Genomic DNA, 18,004 nt, shown 5'->3' on the forward strand with positions numbered 1-18,004 from the left:
ACTTTCTGAGTCTATAGTATAAAAAAAGGTCAAATGAAATGAGTGTTTGATGAGAAAAAATAGGCGTTCAGTAATCTTATCGACTCAAAAAAGCATCAGATCTACTCCATCTGACGCCAACAAGGAAAAGGCAAGAAAGTTTACAAGAACTGTTTAGTATGCCTATCATGATTCTTTAAAGCTACCCCACATTTCTTTTCAGCGAATGCTCAACTAAAATTCGTCGGCACCATACATTACCAGAGCAATTCCGATGATGGATAAGAGCAGCGATAAAAAACCATTCGAAAAATAACCGTTAAGAAGACATATAGCGATACCCAAATATAAACTAGCTTTTTTCATTAAAATCTCCTCTCTTAAACCTAAGTTTATCCCTGAAAAATCCAGAACAAACCAGAATTATATATGAAATTCTAACAAATTAGAATATGTTCCACAAGCAAAAAATTCACGTTAAAAAACGTGAACTTCTCTTTCAATATAGTGTTAGATTGAGTCAGGCTGGTATTTCATTTTAGGTACGCGGCACATGATTAAACCAAAGCTTTACGCTTGAGCCTCTAGAACAATTTTCAGAGGCAAGAATGCTCAACTATTTTCTTTGTGCCAAACGATGTTTGAACCAGAGCATCATCGCAGTGAACACAGCAGCAAAACCAAGAGCTAGGAAGACGATATTTACTGCCTCACCTGTTGCTGGTAAACTTTCTGTTGGTTTTCTTTCACTGCTTTCTGGGACTTTCTCATCTTTGGCTGTCACACGTGTATTTACATTATCTAAGGTTCTCAACCTGTAGTTATGCGCATCCGCACCCGCTAAACTAAAGATTTGTGCCATTTGTTCTGGTGTCAAGTCATGAATCAAGACACCTTCACCAACTTCCGCGCTGGCATTTACCCCATCCAGACTATGATTGCCTGACAGCAGATGTTGGAAATCTGTATTGGCATTAAGTCTCACTTCATCGCCTGAGATAACTCCCGGCATTTCTGCACGTGTCACTCCATGGTCAAAGGCTAGGGCTGTCCAATCTTCAGAAGTCAGTCGAGAATTTTGTAAATTCATCCTTGCTTGACCGTTATACTGGCGCTCTAGCCAAACTTTACCCGTATAAAGTAAGGGACGAGGCGTAATCTCATAGTCTGCCTGTGCAGTCAGTCTCCCGGGGAAGTTTCCTGAATCTTGGCGATGTCCTGTAGAAGTTTGCAGAGGTGTGAGTTTGGAGATAGCCCGAATTTCATGTAGAGCCACGTCATCTGCCAGAACCAAGTTGTTTTCAAGGTTTAAGGGTTGCCCATTCAGGCTATAGTCAAACTCGTTGATCTGTGCGTACTCAGCGGTAAATAAACTCTTGCTGTCTCGGACAACTTCCTCTCCATCGTACATTTTTGTCTCTTTATCTGTACCAGCGATGCTGTAGTGCGGGAATGTGTCCTCCTCTGGACCAAAGCCAAGAACAGGCCAGTGCTGGATAGAACTAGCGACTTGTTCAGGATTCCTTGAAACAGTCGACCACTTCCAAGCTGTTCCCATGGCCCAAGTTAAGTTAGCATAGGAATTTTCCATGCGCAACTCACGTGCAGAAGCTAGACCGCCGTCTTTTTCACCAGCATTATTGATGTGACGGTCTAGAACCTCACCATTGACTTTCATGTAATCCCAACGATAGACATCGGACATCTTGATATGACTTGCATTGCCGGCAACTCCACCGACTTCCCCTGTACCGGTTACTTGACCTATAGCTACAGCATTGCTGAGAGTCGCTGCAAAGTCTGAGCCACCAATAAGGCCGCCAACATTGGAAGCACCTGTCACATCACCTGAAGCATAGGCATTGACGACGGTCGTACCGTAGCTGCCTGGAGAAAAAGAGGTTGGTGACATTGAACCGATCAAACCACCGACATTGTTTCCTGTTGCTGTAACATTACCAATGGCGTACGCATCGTTGACTTGGCTAAGCTGTGTAGAACCATAGGAGTTACCGATGAGACCACCAGCATTATTGGCAGCCATTACATTCCCTTTTGCCCAGTTACGTGAAAGGGTGGAGTTCTCCAAGCGACCAATCAAACCGCCAACCTGACTTTGGGCGGTGACATTTCCAGTTGCATAGTTTTGCTCCAAGATAGAACCTGTCCCCGCTTGACCGACCAAGCCACCAACTTGATAGCCTTCTTCGTAACTGCCAGAAGTTGGTGCTCCGACATTCCCTGTCGCAAAGTTGTTCATCGTTGTCGTATGAGCTGTACGCCCAATCAAGCCACCGATATAGTTGCCACGTCCTGTAACAGCACCTGAGGCCCAGCTATTGCTTACAGTCGTCCGCTCAGTAGACCCGGTAGATGCTGGACCTGTAGCTCCAATCAATCCTGCAACATAGTCTTGTCCACTGACTCTACCTGTTGCTCTGCTTTGTTCAACAAGCGACTCACTATTACGTCCAATAAGTCCTCCGGCATATTTCCCTGCAATATCTGCTTGGTCCTGCGCAGTCGACGTATCATAGGCAGACACCACTGCTGATGCGCTTGTATTTTTCACATCTGCATAGCGATTGTTCCCAATCAAGCCACCAACATCATTGAGTCCTTCAACGGAGTTACTTGAACTATAGTGACTGTTCTCTACTACTTTGCCTTCAGCAGCGTTAAAACCGATAAGACCGCCAGCATGTTGTCCTGCACTTGGAACCCTGCCTGTAGCGCTACTCCCGATGACATTACCGCCGACACGTCCTGTTGTACTGCCACCAATGTCTCCATTTTGTCCGATGAGGCCGCCGACACGCTCAGAAAGTTGATCTGTACCTTGGCCTGTCCCACTTACATTGCCAGTAGCCGATGAGTAAAGCACTTGACCACGGTTATTATCAAGTCCTTCACCAGCATGGCTACTGATATTCTCACCAATCAAGCCACCTGTCGCAAAAGCAAGATTACTTACAGTTGTGCTCGATGAACTGCCAATAATATTCGCGCGTTCATTAAAACCGATAAGACCGCCGACACGGAAAGAACCAGATGTACTATCCCCAGGATCTATGACTGTGGTGCCGTGAACACTTCCTGAGGAAACTGTGTTTGTGATGGTTGAAGCACCCGGATGCGCAAGGTCTTCTTGATTGTGTCCAATCAAGCCACCAATATATCTTCCAGCTCCGCTGACAGTGACATTTGCACTGCTGTCTGTCACCCTCGTGTCACGACTGAGGCCAATAAGACCGCCGATTTCCGAATCTGTACCAGTAACAGTGCCTGATACATGAACGTTAGTCACTTGGCTACCTGTTGCGCGTCCTGCTAAAATGCCAAGCTCTGTTGAGCCTAAAACAACTGCAGCTTCAATCGTAAGATTTGTAAAACTGCCATTCTCTGCAATTCCAAAAAGCCCTATATAAGAGGTAGAATTTACCGATAAATTACTGATGGTCTGATTATTTCCATCAAAATGTCCTCTAAAATATCCCGCACTACTGTCCCCTATTGGTGTCCAAGGTGCCGTGAGCGCAAAACTGGCTGTCAGTTTATAATAGATTCCCTCTGTACCACTATTCGGTAAATCATTTCGAATCTGATTGAGCTGAATTTCATTTGCAATCTGATAGGGATCTGTTTCAGTCCCTGTACCAGCAGCATAGGACAATGTTTCGATTGCCTCTGTTGTTGCTGCCTGGCTCTCTTCTGCATCCTCTTTCACTTTTGGAACAGCTGCCGCACTTTCTGTTTCAGCTTCTACACCTTTTTCCTCCTCAGCTTGCGCATTATCATCTTGTTCTATTCGCTCTGCACCTTCATTTTGCACTTGATTTTGTAGTATATCTTGACCTGTTGCAAATACAGATACTGTTTGTCCTAAGATTAATGTTGTCAAAAGCAAGCCTGACAAAATTTTTTCTTTTTTCATTTCAACTCCTATTCCAAATCATTCACTTCTCAAAGATTTCATACTTTACAAAATGATATCAAAAAACCTCTTATTTATCAAAAAGATTTTTTGACAATCGCGAAAGTAAAAATTCAACGCTAAAAATACAACGGCTGATAACCATTGTATTTTGTCATTCAGAATCTTAAAGTGAGGGAGCGAAAACTATCCCTCTGAGTGAAGTATTTCATAAGTCATCTGCAAAACTTCATCAGTATATTTTGGAAGTTCTTTATAAACTTTGATCAATTTCTCATAAATCTCAACATTTTCAGCTTTTGGTGTAAATACATTTTTGACTTTTACCATTTTTTCAACGGCTTGTTCATAGTCAGCATAAACACCCAAGCCAACAGCAGTATTGATGGCTGCGCCAAGACCTGCAGAACCATTAATTACGTTACGTTTAGCCGGTACATTAAAGACATCCGCAAAAATTTGCATGAACAGGTCCGAATTTGAGCCACCACCTACGATAACAATTTCTTTGAGATTTTTTCCAAGCTCTTTTGTCATGCCATCACAGTTATTTTTCATCGTGTAGGCAATGCCTTCCAAAATTGAGCGATACATATAGCGATAATCATGATGCGCATTAAAACCAAGCATAATCCCGCGTTTGAAAGGTTCCCATGGGTTGGCTAACCAATCCAAAATAGTCATCAGTCCTTCTGATCCTGCAGGAACTTCTTCAGCCTTAATATTAAGATACTCTTCTTCTGAGATGTCCATATAATTTGAGCGCAAGGATAATTCTTGACCCAAAAGATTTTTAAACCAACTCACTGTCCACATTCCTCGGCGAATACCGTAACTTTCGAGGATGTATTTCTTAGGCACGGAGGACATGATCCCCCAATAAGCCGAAGCATCTACAGGTGCCATCTCATCTGATGCGACCATAGCTGTAATATAGGTTCCCAAGGAAATGACTGCCGTACCTTCATGTAAAAGTCCTGCACCCAGTCCTTCAACCGCCTTGTCTGATGTTGTGGCAACTACAGGTATCCCAGCTTGAATGCCTGTTAACTTACTTGCTTCTTCGGTTATATTGCCCAAAACATCACCGGGACGAACGGCCTCCAGTAACATTTCACGAGGAATGTTAAAAGTTTTTAAAACTTCTGGGTCGGTGCTCCAATCCCAAGTCTCATAATCCACAGGCCATTGACCAAAGTTATTGCCTATATTATCCTTAAATTCACCTGTTAAGCGATGGGTCAGATAACCGTCTGTAGAAGTTACGTATGCGGCCTCAGGAACATCGTGTTGATAGGGCGTTGAAGTTCTCTTGTCCATCCAAGAAATAACATTAGCAGCAAGGGAGCCATCTTTTTTCATCAAGACACGGCAGCAGCGAATAGAGCCTAGACCAACGCCGATAATGTCTTTGGAATCATATTGAAATTTTTCCATAGCTTTTTTACTTGCGGCGCAGATGGATTCCCAGATGTCATCACCCGGGTGTTCAACAAGTGTATTTTCACCAAGCTTCATAGGACGAAGTTCTTCTTTTCCTTCAACAATAAGATTCCCTTCGATATCAAAAATGGCTATTTTTGAACTTTGCGAACCAGAATCAATGCCAATAATATATTTCATTTTATTTTTCTTTCTAGAGTGAAATAAAAATTGCAGGAGGTGTAACTTTGACACGCCTTGCAATTTTATTTTTCAATACTGTATCAATCAATTTGTGATTAGCGTACGAGCCAGCCACCATCAACTGCCAGCGTGTGACCATTTACAAAATGAGAAGCTTCTGATGCTAAGAAAACTGTAGCTCCCATCAAGTCAGCCACATCTCCCCAACGTCCTTCTGGTGTATGTCCAACAATCCACTTGCTGCGCTCTGGATCTTCAACAGAGGCTGCCGCTGCTTTAGTTTTAAAATATCCTGGCGCGATTGCATTAACTTGGATATTGTGCATTGCCAACTCGTCACAATATGCTTTCGTCAGTCCAACAATACCATGTTTTGATGCGGCATAGGCAGGCGCTCCTTGTCCGCCAAGGAATGAAAAGAGAGAAGCGATATTAATGATTTTACCACTCTTTTGAGGAACCATGAATTTAGCTGCTTCATGACTCATATAAAAGGCAGCATTCAAGTTGACCGCAATCGTTGGGTCCCATTTTTTGGCATCATAGCTCAAAACGTCATCAATAGGACAGATACCCGCACAGTTAACCAAAATATCAATTGAACCAAATACTTCAACACATTTTTCAACCACTTCACGCGCTGTATCTTCTTTCGTCAAGTCAGCAAACATATAAAATGTCTTTACACCACGCGCTTCAAGTGTTTGAGCAAATTCCTTATCTTCTGGGTCAACACCAGCCATGAAGATATTTGCACCAGCTTCAGCCAAAGCCGTTGAGAAAGCCTGTCCTAAACCAGTGTTCCCGCCTGTGATGATGGCATTTTTCCCTTTGATAGAGAACATGTCCATTTTAAAATCTGAGATTTCCATTTTTAATTTCCTTTCACGCCCTAAGCGTTTTCTTTTATTTTTTTGTTTAATTTTTGAGCAAAATCAGCTGCATCACCTTCAACAACTATGGTTGACAGTGCTGATATGGGAGCAAGTTTGTTCGTGTTTACCGAAATAATATGTTTCACATCCCTTAGCCCCGCAACATGATGCACTGTCCCATGAATGCCAAAGGCCATATAAAGATCTGGGCTGACAATTTTTCCTGACTGTCCCACTTGTATATCCCGAAGAGCAACACCTGCATCAACAAGTTTCTTCGAGGCAGCTAACTCCCCATTTAAAGTGTCAGAAAGTACCGATAATAGAGCAAATTCTTTTTCAATACCACCACCACCGGAAATTAAAACCTTACTTTTTGTAATATCGGCATGAGGATTTGATTGAGACTTTGCGATGACTTTAAGCGATGACTTTTCTTTACAAGAACTTTGCATGCTTAGCTTTTCAGGTATTTTGTCCGAATCGTTTTTTCGAAAAACATCTGGACGAACACTAGCCATGATAGGGCTTGTACGACACACAATATTTGCCATGCGATTCCCTTGAAAAGCCGGACGAATCAAGTGCCGCTCTCCTTTTAAAATTGCCGCATCTGTTATTTCAGCAGTCAAACCTGTTTTTAATTTCATGGCCAAACGGGGAGCAAGCATTTTGCCCAAACTGTTGGCCAAAATTAGAATACAGTCAAATTGAAATTGCTGCTGCACTTCCGCAAGAAAAGCTGACACTTGCCTCGCATCATAGAGATTAACTGTTGCGCCAGCAATATCTATTAACTTATCAATCCCTGTTACTTGGGTTGAGCCCAAGTCAAAGCCAAGTCCATAGATTTCAACTTCCTCTGTTTCCTGTCGGAGCTTCTGCGCAACTGCGGTCAAAGCCAAGCACTTATCAAGATTGTTTTTATCCAAAAAGATTAAAGTCTTAAACATAGTCGTATTCCTTCAAAAATTGATAAACTTCTTCTATCCCTGTCTCATCAGCTTTGACATAGAGGCTTTCTCGCTTTTCATGAACAACAGCAATATCCTTTCTCACAAATGTTGGGGATCCCTTACGTCCCACCTCGTCTACTGAAAGTTGAAGTTCTTCATTACTTAATATTTGGAACTGAGAACCAACATCCTTCTCCATGTCCTCAAGACGCACAAAACCAAGTTTCATTCTCGGTTCTAAGCTCATGCTTAAGAGACACGGTGTCTTAGTTTGAAGGCTTAACACTTCTTGATCAAAGGCTGCATCAAAAAATACTGTTTCCGCATTGATTTCTTTCACGTTTAACACGTCAGAAAACTGATTTATCTGGAGTAACTCTGCAACTTGAGGGCCGATATGTCCTGTTGCACCATCTATTGTCTGCGTGCCAGAAAAAATATAATCAAAATTTTGTTTTTTTAAATATCTTGCCAAAACCATACTTGTAGCCAAGGAATCACTGCCTTGATAGACACGGTCACTCAGTAAAGTCGCCCGATCTGCGCCTAATCGCACTAAATTTTGCAGAGCAGCGCTTATCTTTTCTGGTCCCATCGAGAGAACTTCAATGTGAATTTCTGGATTTTCTGCCTTCATTTTTAGTGCATAAGCTAAGGCTGAAGCATCTTCGGGATTGAGAATTGCCTTCATCTTTTCTCTTTTCATGTTACCTGTTGTTCGGTCTACTTCAAAATTTGTTTTTTTATTGGGTTCTGGAACAAATTTCACAAGACAAATAATTTTCATTTCATCCAGCCTTTTTCAGATAATTATTTTTGATATTTTACGCCTTCTTGCACAGGATAGATATTACCAAAACTCATAATACCTTTTGGATCAAAGGTTTCTTTCAGTGCTTCGAGCATGTAAAAGGCAGATTCGTGCTCATCCTTGGTCCATTCATTACGGTATTTCCCAATACCGTGATGGTGACACATAGAACCGCCAAATTTAATCGCTTCTTCAACAATAATTTTTTGAATCGGATGGTGATAAACACGCAACTCATCTTCTGGTACACAGTTGATATCGTAATTGTATACGAAGTACATGTTTGTGCCATTGATATAACTGTGAGAAGAGTGACCACCAAGCATTGTAATATCATCTGCACGATCAAATTCTGTCCTGATACGGTGGATTACTGAATTATAAATATCAGTAATGTGCTCCCAATCTGCAGAAATTTCAGTTGTATAGCCATCGTGGCGGTCATGTTCGATCATACCTTGAACTTCATCATCGATTGTTTGTTGCGTCCAGTTCAAATTATTGAACCAATCTTCAATGAGTTTGCTATCTACTTGTTTATAAACGCCATCTTTGAATTTATCAACAGCTTCTTCAATCCCTTGACCAGTCGCTTCAACGATGCCTTTAGGTCCTTCCGCCATGAAAATCAAAACACATTTGTCTTCATAGAAATGATAGAAATGTTGACGTGCATCTTCTTCTGAGTAGGTACGTGCAACAGATGGACGATAACCGTTTGTCATTACTTCACGAAGCACTTTAACACCTGTATCAACATCGTTGACTAAGTAACCAAAGAATTTATTGTTTTCTGGTTGATACTTAAAGATTTTAATCGTCACTTCAGTGATGTAGCAAAGCGTCCCTTCATTACCAATAACAATATGGCGAATATCTGGACCACCCGCACGACGTGGCACATTCTTAATACGTGACACGTGGCCATTCGGGAAGACACATTCCAAACCAACGACCATATCTTCAATCCCGCCATAAAGTGTAGAAAATTGTCCAATGGAGCGAGTAGAAACTAAACCGCCGTACATGGCAACGGGCTTAGATTGTGGTGAGTGACCCGTTGTATATCCAATTTTTCTCAACTCATCTTCAAGATCTTGCAGTTTTACACCTGCTTGAACTGTTGCTTGATTGTTGTAGGGATCAATTTTGATAATCTTGTCCATGCGTGAGCCGTCAACAACAATGGCTAGATCTTTCCAGTTTTCTAAACCACCCTCTGTCGCTGTCTTACCTGCACGTGGAATCACGTTGATATCTTTTTCATTAGCATACATCAACAGTTCTTTGACTTCATCAGTGCTTTCTGGATAGACAATGGCTGCCGGCAATGGATTTTTTAACTTGCCTTTGGCTTTTTCATATTTACGATAACGGTCTGCTCCCGCATCATAGAGGGCATCATGTTCAGTCAAAATTTGACCTTCGCTGACGATATCTTTGAGTTCTGAGACAATGAGTTCTTTTTCTTTTACGAGTGCTTGTGTTTCCATAAGGTATAAATCTTCCATTCTATTTATTTGTAATTTTGTTTTTTTATTTTATTCTGCTGCTGCAGCAACTGTTTCAGTGTCTACAGCGTTATGCAAATCCTTATCACGTTTGATAACACGTGAGAGGATGAGTGACATCACAATACAGCCGACAGCCATTGCGATAGCATAGATAAAGGTCATATTAAAGCCAGATTTTCCTGGGTTGTTATCTAACCAACCACCAATCATTGTGTACATGAATACATCTGGTAAAAAACCTAAAGCGGAGACAATTCCTGAAACACGTCCTGTACGTGAAACAGGGATGCCCGCATCATCGATGATTGCAAAGTAGACTGAACGAATCAAGTAAATCGCAAACATACCACCGACAAAGTTACCCAATACCACGCCCAACAAGGCAACATCCTCTGGCAATACTAGAAACAAGTCATAAGAAAGTCCCGTGAGCGTTGCACCTGCGATTAAAACTTTGAGTCGAGAGCCAATCTTATCGGCAATAAAACCACCAGCAATACCACCAAAAGCTTGAATCAGATATCTGAATGCACCTAGAGTAGCGCCTCCAGCAGCTGACAAGCCATAAACATTAATCGCTAGCGTATTTACGTAGCCAAAGATACCGTACAAGCTATATCCAAAGAAGACGATTGCGACGAGCAACCAAACTCTTGGAAAAGCCAATTGTTTAAACATACCCAGTGTAACGTCTTTGATAGACTCTGAATTTTCTTCTGCCTTGGTGTCTTCAATAACAAACCAGTTGAGAATTCCGATGATACCTACAGCAATAGCACAAACACGAATCGCCCACTGTGTACCAACAACCTGATCTGCAAATCTTACAAACACAGCCGTCATCCCAAGCACGAGTAACCAATTCAGCATCCCGCGAAGACCTTCTTGCAGACCAAACAGGCGTCCTTGCTCTTCACTGCTTCCCAACATACGTGTTGCCTTAATCACTGCCGACCAATAGGTGATAATCGTTGTGACACCCATTAAGACGAAAATTAAACGCGCGGTGTTAAAAGAGGGAAATGTTGAAAACCACCATCCAAGGACAGCTGTCGCAAGGAAGGAAAATGTCAAAAGTTTTCTTGCTGAAAACTTGTCGGCTACAAGCCCGCCAATAAAATAAGATATGGTCGCCATAGTAGCGTAACCAGCCGAAAGCTCTCCCATCTGAGCATTGCTCAGATTCATAGCTTCTTGAATCGGAACATAGAATGTTTCACGGATGTAGGGAAGTTGGAAAATAATCCCTGCACCAGCAGCAAGCAGTAAGAGTGTCCCGTATTTTTTTATGAATGCTTTATCCATAAAGCTTTGTTCTCCTTAAGTTTTAAATTTAATTTGTGTGATTTAAAGTCATGATTAAGGTCCTTTCGACTTTACAAGGGTCATGTCTACTCCTCTCTCAAAAGAAATCAAAAAAGCAACACAAAAATAAGACGGTTAACGTTTTATTTTTGTGTTGCTTTTCTCTACATTCTCTTAGTAACAAAAAATTATTAAATTCGCACCTTTTTGAAAGCGCTTTTATTTACAAGAATTATTTTACAACAATGTTACGTTTTTGTCAACAGAAAAGTATTATTTTAAATTTTTTTCTTTTTAGTTCCAGAAAAGGAATTTTGCAGTTGCTTTTCCACCCAGTTAATCAGCGCTTCAAAACCAAAAGCTATCAATGCACATAATAAAGCCCCCGTCAAGATGATTGATGTGCCACCTACAGTGTTAATTCCCCGCAATATAATATCTCCAAGTCCTCCTGCACCCACGAAAGAACCTATGGTTGTAGTTCCCACTGCTAAGACGAGGGCATTTTTCACACCCACTAAGAGAACTGGCAGGGCTAATGGAATTTGAACCATGAGGAGAATCTGAGTTTGAGTCATTCCCATGCCCTTTGCACTATCTAAATAAACAGCATTAACACTGTTCAAACCAGCAAAAGTATTTTTAACTATGGGAAGAAGAGAGTATAAGACAACTAAAATAACAACAGTTGTAGTTCCTAACCCAAAAAATATAAGGAGGAGTGTTAGCATTGCCATTGAGGGAACTGTTTGAACCGTATTTATAACAGTCATTACGAGGCCCTCCCATCTTCGATGTAGATGTATAGCTATTCCTAAGGGAAGGCCTATAATGATGCAAAAAGCAACACTTGTCAGAGCGAGATAAGCATGTGTGCCAAGCTGCTCCAAAAGATAAGAACTGTTCGTTGTAATATAAGAAAACCAGTTTTCAAAAAAAGCCCACATCATGTCTCCTCAAAATAATTGTGTTTTTCTAAGAAACGTTGTGCTACAATTTCTGGTTCAATAAGCTCTCCATCAGATTGGTAATTCAGCTCCTGCATCGTTTCTGTACTGATTTTTCCCTCTAATTTGCGAAGAACACTTGAAAGCTGAGGGTATTTTTCATAAAGTTCTTTATCAACAACAGGACTACAAGTATAAGGCGGGAAAAACTGACGGTCATCTTCAAGCATGACGAGCTCATGACTACTGATACGACCATCAGTGGAATAGCCCACAATGACGTCAAAGTTATCGGCATTTAAGGCATCATATAGCAGTCCCACCTGCATCGGAAAAACTTTTTTAAAGCTCATGTTATAGGCTTCTGTAAACGCTTGATAACCATCTCCTTCTCGCTCAAACCATCCGGAGTCCACACCCAGAGTCAAGTTTGAAGCATGTTTTTGTAAATCACTGACTTTCGAGAGCTGGTATTTTTCCGCTGTCTCCTTGGTCACCATAAAAGTAAACTCATTTGCAAAACCGTAACTTGGGTACCATTCTTGGTTGAACCTTTCGGAAAACTCATTTTGAACAACTTCCAGCGCTTGGTCTGCATCTTTTACAGTTTCTCTCCCCAATGTTGTCACAAGATCCGTCCCCGTGTAACGTACGGAAGAAATACCAAGCTCTCCCCGCTCCATGGCGACATGATTAACTTGGGCTGAGACAAGATTATTGAGAAACTTTACCTTATAGTCTGTATCATGTTCAAGGAGTTGAACAATCATATTCCCGATAATCTGGCTTTCAGAGGTAACACCTCCATTAACAGTTATAACATCAGAAGAATGCTCAGAAAAATTACGGTAAATCAAGAAACCAAAAAGTGTGGCAAAGAGGATGCCTGTAGCTGCTAGTTTTTTCATTTTATATATTCCTTTTCTCTAGAGTAAATTTATTCTCTAGGGCTTTCATTAGTAGATCAATAGATAAAGCAAGAGCTGTAACGGGAAGGGCCCCCATCAAAAGGAGGTCGATACGGTAAAGAGTCAGACCATTAAAAACAAAGTCTCCCAAGCCACCGCCACCAATGTAAGCAGCCAAGGTTGTCCAAGAAATAACGTAGACCACTGAAACACGGATACCAGCCATAATAATGCCTAGAGCCATGGGAAGTTCTACTTGGAGAAGTATCTGAAGGCTTGACATCCCCATACCTTTCGCAGCATCAGTATAGCTTTTGTCCACTGAGCTAATCCCAACAAAAGTATTTCTCAGTATGGGCAAGAGTGAGTAAAGAAAGAGGGCGATAATCGCAGGGAGTTTCCCAACGCCAAAAATAGGCAACATGAGTGATAAGAGCGCGAGTGAAGGAATGGTTTGTAAAAAACCGACCACATTCATCACTAATGGCGCTATCCGCTGAGCTTTGGAAAAAACTGCTCCTAAAGGAACTGCAAATAAGACGCCTAAGCCCACTGAAAGAGCAGAGATATACAAGTGCTCCCATACCTTATACAAAATCTGTAGTCCATAGTCAGATAAAAATTGATTCATACGATTCCTTAACTGAATTGATTATACAAAACATCTAAAAAGACTTGTTGACTGATAAGTCCTTTGGGATGCATTTCCTTGTCTACAACAAAAAGTTCTCGAACACGTTCATCCTTGAAATATTTTATCAGTTCCCTAAAAGTGGTATCCACTGTAACATAAGCATTTTCTTTATCCAGCAGCGCCTCATCTATTCTCTCTGAGGGAGAAAAAAGTTCGAGAAAATCACGTGAAATTTTTCCCTTAAAAATATTTTTCTCATCAATAACTGCTACAGTTCTCCTCTTGTGCTCAGCCATTAGGGATAATGCTTCGCTAACAGCACTGTTCATAGTGACCGAAATCACGCGCTCTTCCATAATTTCTTCAGCAAAAAGTGTAGAGATTTCAGTTTTTTGACTTGATGAAAATAGTGATTTCACAAACTCATTTGCAGGCTTTTCTAAAATATCGACAGGTTTAGCAAACTGGATGACTTCTCCTTGCTTCATCACAATGATACGGTCCGCGAGCATCAAGGCTTCATCCATATCATGCGTAACCAAAACAATCGTTTTTTGCATTTCTCTGTGCAATTTTTTTACCAAGTCCTGCAAAGATTTGCGCGTGATAGGATCGAGTGCTCCGAAAGGTTCATCCATAAGAATGATGTTTTGCGAAGCGGCAAGTGCTCGAATAACACCTATTCGCTGTTGTTGCCCACCTGAGAGACTCTCTGGCTTCCGCTCAAGATAGTCAACGGGCAAGTCCACCTTAGCAATCAAATGCTCTGCGACACCCTTTTTTTGCTCACTTGTCCACTTCAACAGCTTAGGCACCAACATGATATTTTCGCGAATCGTCATATGTGGAAAAAGTCCAATATTCTGGATGACATAGCCAATTTTTCTGCGAAGTTGCACCTCGTTGAGTTGCTGGATATCTTCACCATTGATACGAATAATGCCACTCGTTGGTTCATTCATTCGATTAATCATGCGTGTCATTGTCGTCTTCCCGCTTCCGCTTGTACCAATGACACAGATAAGTTCGCCAGTGTTTATCTCCAATGAAACATCTTTGAGAACATGATTTTCCCCATAAACTTTATTAACCTTTTCAAATCTAATCATATGTATCCTAACTCTAGCTTTGACTTTAACACCAAATCACTCTATTTGTACTTGAAACTCCGATGGCTCCAGCCTCAAGTGCATTTTGAATATCTTCTTCTTCGCAAACAAGGCCACTCGCAATAATCGGAACATCTACCGATTCCTGTACCCATCTAAGAACTTTGGGTGCAGCACCAGGTTGAACATCAACAATATCTGCTTGAGAATTTTTCAGTTGCTTTGGAATTGTTCTGAATGATTTGGAATCTGTGACAAAGACACGCTGAAGCGCTAGGGTATTTTTCAGAGAAGCTGCTTTGACAAGTTTAGCCTTAGAACTTATAATTCCATCTGCTTGAGTTGTTTCACAAATAAAGTCAACAGACACCTCTCTAGACGAGAGCCCTTCAATAAAATCAACATTGATGATGACAATCTTCCCCGCTTCTTTTAATGTGTGAACAATATCAGAAATTGTATTAATCGTTCCATAAAGAACAAAAATCACCTTGTTATTTGCTTCAATCACACTTTCTAAATCTTTATTATTGTTAATTGCAGCAATTTTGGGATTTTGTTTTATCATTTGGATAAGCTGGGCACGCATGGGGAAGCTCCTATATGGTTTATTTACAAATAAAGAAAACGTTTTCTTTTTTTCGTATACTTTACAGTATATTATTTTAACATTAAAGTGTCAATATTTCTATTTCGTTACAACTCTTAAAAAAGAGGGTTCTTAATCAAATCTTACGCTAAGACAATCCATGAAACAGCGCTAAATCCCGTTCTTTACCCGTACTAAGCCTATTACAAAATTTATCAAAAATAAAACTGTCCGTGCTATACTTCCAAGAATATGGGCAAAGTGCTCAGGTTGAAATATTTCGTTTATATTTCGTATTATATCATTATGTCATGATTTTGTTGGTGCATAAAGCATTTATAGAAAGATATTTTGCAATGTCCAACTTTCTCACCTCCCCGCCCTCAAAAGAACTGTAATTTCCTTTTCCAAGCAGGATTTCTTCTTTTTCTGGTGAGAACGGTTAATTATGATATATATATAGAGTAGACTTTATATTCAAGATAAAGACAGACTGTTATTGACAGCTCGGGGAGAGTTGGGTTAACTGAAGCGTTGATCTATAAACCTGTGATTAAACTTTCAATCGTTAAAGCACGCGCCTTGTTTCAAATCATGTGATAATCATTGCGGAAGAACTTCGAGGAAATCTTGATGAAAGTACGACTAAATAAATTATCAAGCTCTTAAAAAATTAGCCCTGAGGACAATAAAATTATAGCTATTGTGACTCAGATTTCAGAAGTTGTGTACCAACTCAAAAAAATTTAAAACACTAGAAACTTTTTGAGAAAGACAGTAAAAAAAGAGGCTGGGACAAAAGTCGAAATTTGACTGTTTTTGTCCAAAACTAAAAAATCAAAATCGCTCAATCACGACATTCTTAATGACCGTAATTGAGCGATTTTCCATTATTTTTGACTTTTGTCCCAGCCTCTTTCATTTTATTTGAATTTACAATTTAGTTAAATATTTTTTAACTTGCGGTGCGGAAAGAGCAACAAGAATAATCACGCCTAGAATATAAAGGGAAAACCTTTCTTTTTCACCCGTCTGTGGAAGACTGTCTAGCTCTTTTCTAGACTCAGAAGATACAGATGTAGCGGAGTTTTGGCTTTTCTTGATACTGTCAGATGCTTTATTTTTTTCGAATTCTTTGCCAGCTTTAGTATCTTCATTTTCATTTGATACAACTGCTACTTTTTCCCAATGGGCATAGAGCGTTTTATCACCTTGTTCTTCCACTGATATGGCTTCTATTTTTTCGCCTTTTTGATCTGTCCAGCCTATGAAAGTGTAACCCTGACGCGTAGCTTTTTCAAAGCGAGCGATACCTTGTCCATATATGTAAGTATTGGGATTTTTGTCAGAATTTTCACCACCATTGAGAACGTAGTTTATTTTATAGCTGCTTGCTTGCCAGTTTGCATAGAGCGTTTTATCACCTTGCGCATCTGTTGGAATGTTGGCAATACTGTTTCCATCCTTATCTGTCCAGCCTGTAAAAATATAACCTTCACGTTGTGGGCCTTCAAAATTGCTTATGCCGCGACCATAAGTGTATGTTAGAGGATTAGCAGGATGATTGCTTCCACCATTGAGAACATAGTGAATATTAAAACTTAAACTTTCGGTTTTGAACGTCAAGACAGCAGGCTCAGTATAAATTGGTTCCTTATTTTTTGAATCTATGGGTGTAATTTTTAAGCGATATAAACTTCCTTCATCTGAAATATCAGAAATGAAATCGAGTGTTTTCTTGATGACTTTATCGCCTTCTGAATTCGTCAGACTTTCAGGAATATCATCAAAGGATAATCCCTTATCTTTACTTATCTGCCATACCATATCCACTGTTATTTTCTGAGGGGAGGATAAATTCACCTCAGATTCGAAATGAGCAGCGCCTCCTGGAACTAAACCAAGCTGATCCTCGGGGTTAGAGCCCCTGACTTGCCCATCATATTCATATTGTACTAAGGCGGGCACATTAAAGTTGAACGCATGCCATTTATTAGGGTCTCCATTATATGCCCTTTCCTGATATAAGTTAAAGGGGACATTTTGTACGAGATTAGGCGTTAATCCAGCAATATCTCCCAGTAAGAAGACTGGTCTTGTTCCCAGCAATGTGAAGTCATTTTTGAGTGTACTTAGAGGCATGAAACCAGTTGAAGCTCCGGTCATGTAGATTTTAATTCCCGCAGTACCATTCAATGCTTGACTCGTATCAATGCTGGTAGAAGTATTGTCTATGAGTGGATTAGGAAGAACCCAAGCTTGTAAGGCTTCGTCCCATGTATAAGCCCCAGATGCAGCGATAGCTCCACCAGAATTCGTAATAGTAAAAGTAGGTGAATCCAGATAAGGAAGAACATTAAGCAAGCGGTAGTCACTATTGGGCAGTTTAGTAAAGGCGAGTGTCCCCTGATAACGATCGCCATCAATCGTACTTGTACCAGGTGAAGGAATATTAAACGATGCTTTAAATAAGCTGTTTGAAGCACCTACCCAAGGCATATGCGTTTTGTAATCAAAAGCATAAGTTTTATCTGCTGTTGTAACTGCTCCACCATTTGTTGCGAATCCTCTAATAGGTAATGCACCTAAAAGAGTGAATAACACTATCACTGCAGATAACATAAGGATTCTTCTTAAAGAAAGCACTTTGTGTAGTATTTGATATTTTTTCATTTTTATTTTCCCCTTATTTTATGCATGTTAAACTATAACAAGATTTCTGTGATGATTCTAAACTTTTCTCCCCTTTCTAAAAACAGCGTACGCCCCTTCAGCTTTTCTTAGAATTAGAATGAATATAATTAAAAGATAAACCTA

At 40.4% G+C, this 18,004-nt stretch carries 14 protein-coding genes; all 14 read right to left on the bottom strand.

The genetic code is table 11. The annotated features are described in order from the left end of the window. Positions 1–213: 213 nt before the first annotated feature. On the bottom strand, positions 214–345 hold the full coding sequence (locus B4H39_RS03870) for a hypothetical protein (RefSeq protein WP_271327965.1): 132 nt from the start codon (positions 343–345) through the stop codon (positions 214–216). A 250-nt stretch (positions 346–595) separates the two neighbouring features. After that, on the bottom strand, positions 596–3,913 hold the full coding sequence (locus B4H39_RS03875; protein ID WP_251421059.1) for an LPXTG cell wall anchor domain-containing protein: 3,318 nt from the start codon (positions 3,911–3,913) through the stop codon (positions 596–598). 186 nt (positions 3,914–4,099) lie between these two features. Beyond that, positions 4,100–5,536 carry an FGGY-family carbohydrate kinase gene (locus tag B4H39_RS03880; protein ID WP_251421061.1) on the bottom strand — a complete coding sequence of 479 codons (1,437 nt, stop codon included), beginning with the start codon at positions 5,534–5,536 and terminating at the stop codon, positions 4,100–4,102. A 98-nt stretch (positions 5,537–5,634) separates the two neighbouring features. Then, positions 5,635–6,411, bottom strand: coding sequence for an SDR family oxidoreductase (locus tag B4H39_RS03885; RefSeq protein WP_202230261.1), 777 nt, complete (start codon positions 6,409–6,411; stop codon positions 5,635–5,637). 20 nt (positions 6,412–6,431) lie between these two features. Next, positions 6,432–7,367, bottom strand: coding sequence for an electron transfer flavoprotein subunit alpha/FixB family protein (locus B4H39_RS03890; RefSeq protein ID WP_251421063.1), 936 nt, complete (start codon positions 7,365–7,367; stop codon positions 6,432–6,434). Next, on the bottom strand, positions 7,360–8,157 hold the full coding sequence (locus B4H39_RS03895) for an electron transfer flavoprotein subunit beta/FixA family protein (protein WP_251421065.1): 798 nt from the start codon (positions 8,155–8,157) through the stop codon (positions 7,360–7,362). Before B4H39_RS03895 ends, B4H39_RS03890 begins: the two co-directional genes overlap by 8 nt. A 23-nt stretch (positions 8,158–8,180) precedes the next feature. Beyond that, entirely contained in the window at positions 8,181–9,692 is a 1,512-nt protein-coding gene (locus B4H39_RS03900; RefSeq protein WP_251421067.1) for an FAD-binding oxidoreductase, read from the bottom strand. 30 nt (positions 9,693–9,722) lie between these two features. Then, positions 9,723–11,000 carry an MFS transporter gene (locus B4H39_RS03905; protein WP_251421069.1) on the bottom strand — a complete coding sequence of 426 codons (1,278 nt, stop codon included), beginning with the start codon at positions 10,998–11,000 and terminating at the stop codon, positions 9,723–9,725. A gap of 278 nt (positions 11,001–11,278) precedes the next feature. Continuing rightward, positions 11,279–11,950, bottom strand: a complete 672-nt coding sequence (locus tag B4H39_RS03910) for an ABC transporter permease (RefSeq protein WP_251421071.1) — start codon at positions 11,948–11,950, stop codon at positions 11,279–11,281. Beyond that, entirely contained in the window at positions 11,947–12,855 is a 909-nt protein-coding gene (locus B4H39_RS03915; RefSeq protein WP_202230257.1) for an osmoprotectant ABC transporter substrate-binding protein, read from the bottom strand. The genes B4H39_RS03910 and B4H39_RS03915 overlap by 4 nt, the downstream gene beginning before the upstream one ends. A gap of 1 nt (position 12,856) precedes the next feature. Next, on the bottom strand, positions 12,857–13,486 hold the full coding sequence (locus tag B4H39_RS03920; RefSeq protein ID WP_251421075.1) for an ABC transporter permease: 630 nt from the start codon (positions 13,484–13,486) through the stop codon (positions 12,857–12,859). 8 nt (positions 13,487–13,494) lie between these two features. Continuing rightward, positions 13,495–14,598, bottom strand: coding sequence for a betaine/proline/choline family ABC transporter ATP-binding protein (locus B4H39_RS03925; protein ID WP_251421077.1), 1,104 nt, complete (start codon positions 14,596–14,598; stop codon positions 13,495–13,497). Positions 14,599–14,623: 25 nt separating this feature from the next. Continuing rightward, positions 14,624–15,187, bottom strand: a complete 564-nt coding sequence (locus tag B4H39_RS03930; RefSeq protein WP_251421079.1) for a glycerol-3-phosphate responsive antiterminator — start codon at positions 15,185–15,187, stop codon at positions 14,624–14,626. 933 nt (positions 15,188–16,120) lie between these two features. Then, positions 16,121–17,860 carry an InlB B-repeat-containing protein gene (locus B4H39_RS03935; RefSeq protein ID WP_251421080.1) on the bottom strand — a complete coding sequence of 580 codons (1,740 nt, stop codon included), beginning with the start codon at positions 17,858–17,860 and terminating at the stop codon, positions 16,121–16,123. Between the last annotated feature and the right edge of the window lie 144 nt (positions 17,861–18,004).

The organism is Lactococcus sp. UBA7128 (assembly GCF_002492185.1).
In the GTDB taxonomy this organism is placed as follows: Bacteria; Bacillota; Bacilli; order Lactobacillales; family Streptococcaceae; genus Lactococcus; species Lactococcus muris.

Bases quoted from the DNA above. Each gene is read 5' to 3' on its own strand.
- B4H39_RS03900 (WP_251421067.1), bottom strand. From the start codon at position 9,692: ATGGAAGATTTATACCTTATGGAAACACAAGCACTCGTAAAAGAAAAA.
- B4H39_RS03885 (WP_202230261.1), bottom strand. From the start codon at position 6,411: ATGGAAATCTCAGATTTTAAAATGGACATGTTCTCTATCAAAGGGAAA.
- B4H39_RS03870 (WP_271327965.1), bottom strand. From the start codon at position 345: ATGAAAAAAGCTAGTTTATATTTGGGTATCGCTATATGTCTTCTTAAC.
- B4H39_RS03935 (WP_251421080.1), bottom strand. From the start codon at position 17,860: ATGAAAAAATATCAAATACTACACAAAGTGCTTTCTTTAAGAAGAATC.
- B4H39_RS03880 (WP_251421061.1), bottom strand. From the start codon at position 5,536: ATGAAATATATTATTGGCATTGATTCTGGTTCGCAAAGTTCAAAAATA.
- B4H39_RS03890 (WP_251421063.1), bottom strand. From the start codon at position 7,367: ATGTTTAAGACTTTAATCTTTTTGGATAAAAACAATCTTGATAAGTGC.
- B4H39_RS03910 (WP_251421071.1), bottom strand. From the start codon at position 11,950: ATGATGTGGGCTTTTTTTGAAAACTGGTTTTCTTATATTACAACGAAC.
- B4H39_RS03920 (WP_251421075.1), bottom strand. From the start codon at position 13,486: ATGAATCAATTTTTATCTGACTATGGACTACAGATTTTGTATAAGGTA.
- B4H39_RS03875 (WP_251421059.1), bottom strand. From the start codon at position 3,913: ATGAAAAAAGAAAAAATTTTGTCAGGCTTGCTTTTGACAACATTAATC.
- B4H39_RS03925 (WP_251421077.1), bottom strand. From the start codon at position 14,598: ATGATTAGATTTGAAAAGGTTAATAAAGTTTATGGGGAAAATCATGTT.
- B4H39_RS03915 (WP_202230257.1), bottom strand. From the start codon at position 12,855: ATGAAAAAACTAGCAGCTACAGGCATCCTCTTTGCCACACTTTTTGGT.
- B4H39_RS03930 (WP_251421079.1), bottom strand. From the start codon at position 15,187: ATGCGTGCCCAGCTTATCCAAATGATAAAACAAAATCCCAAAATTGCT.
- B4H39_RS03905 (WP_251421069.1), bottom strand. From the start codon at position 11,000: ATGGATAAAGCATTCATAAAAAAATACGGGACACTCTTACTGCTTGCT.
- B4H39_RS03895 (WP_251421065.1), bottom strand. From the start codon at position 8,157: ATGAAAATTATTTGTCTTGTGAAATTTGTTCCAGAACCCAATAAAAAA.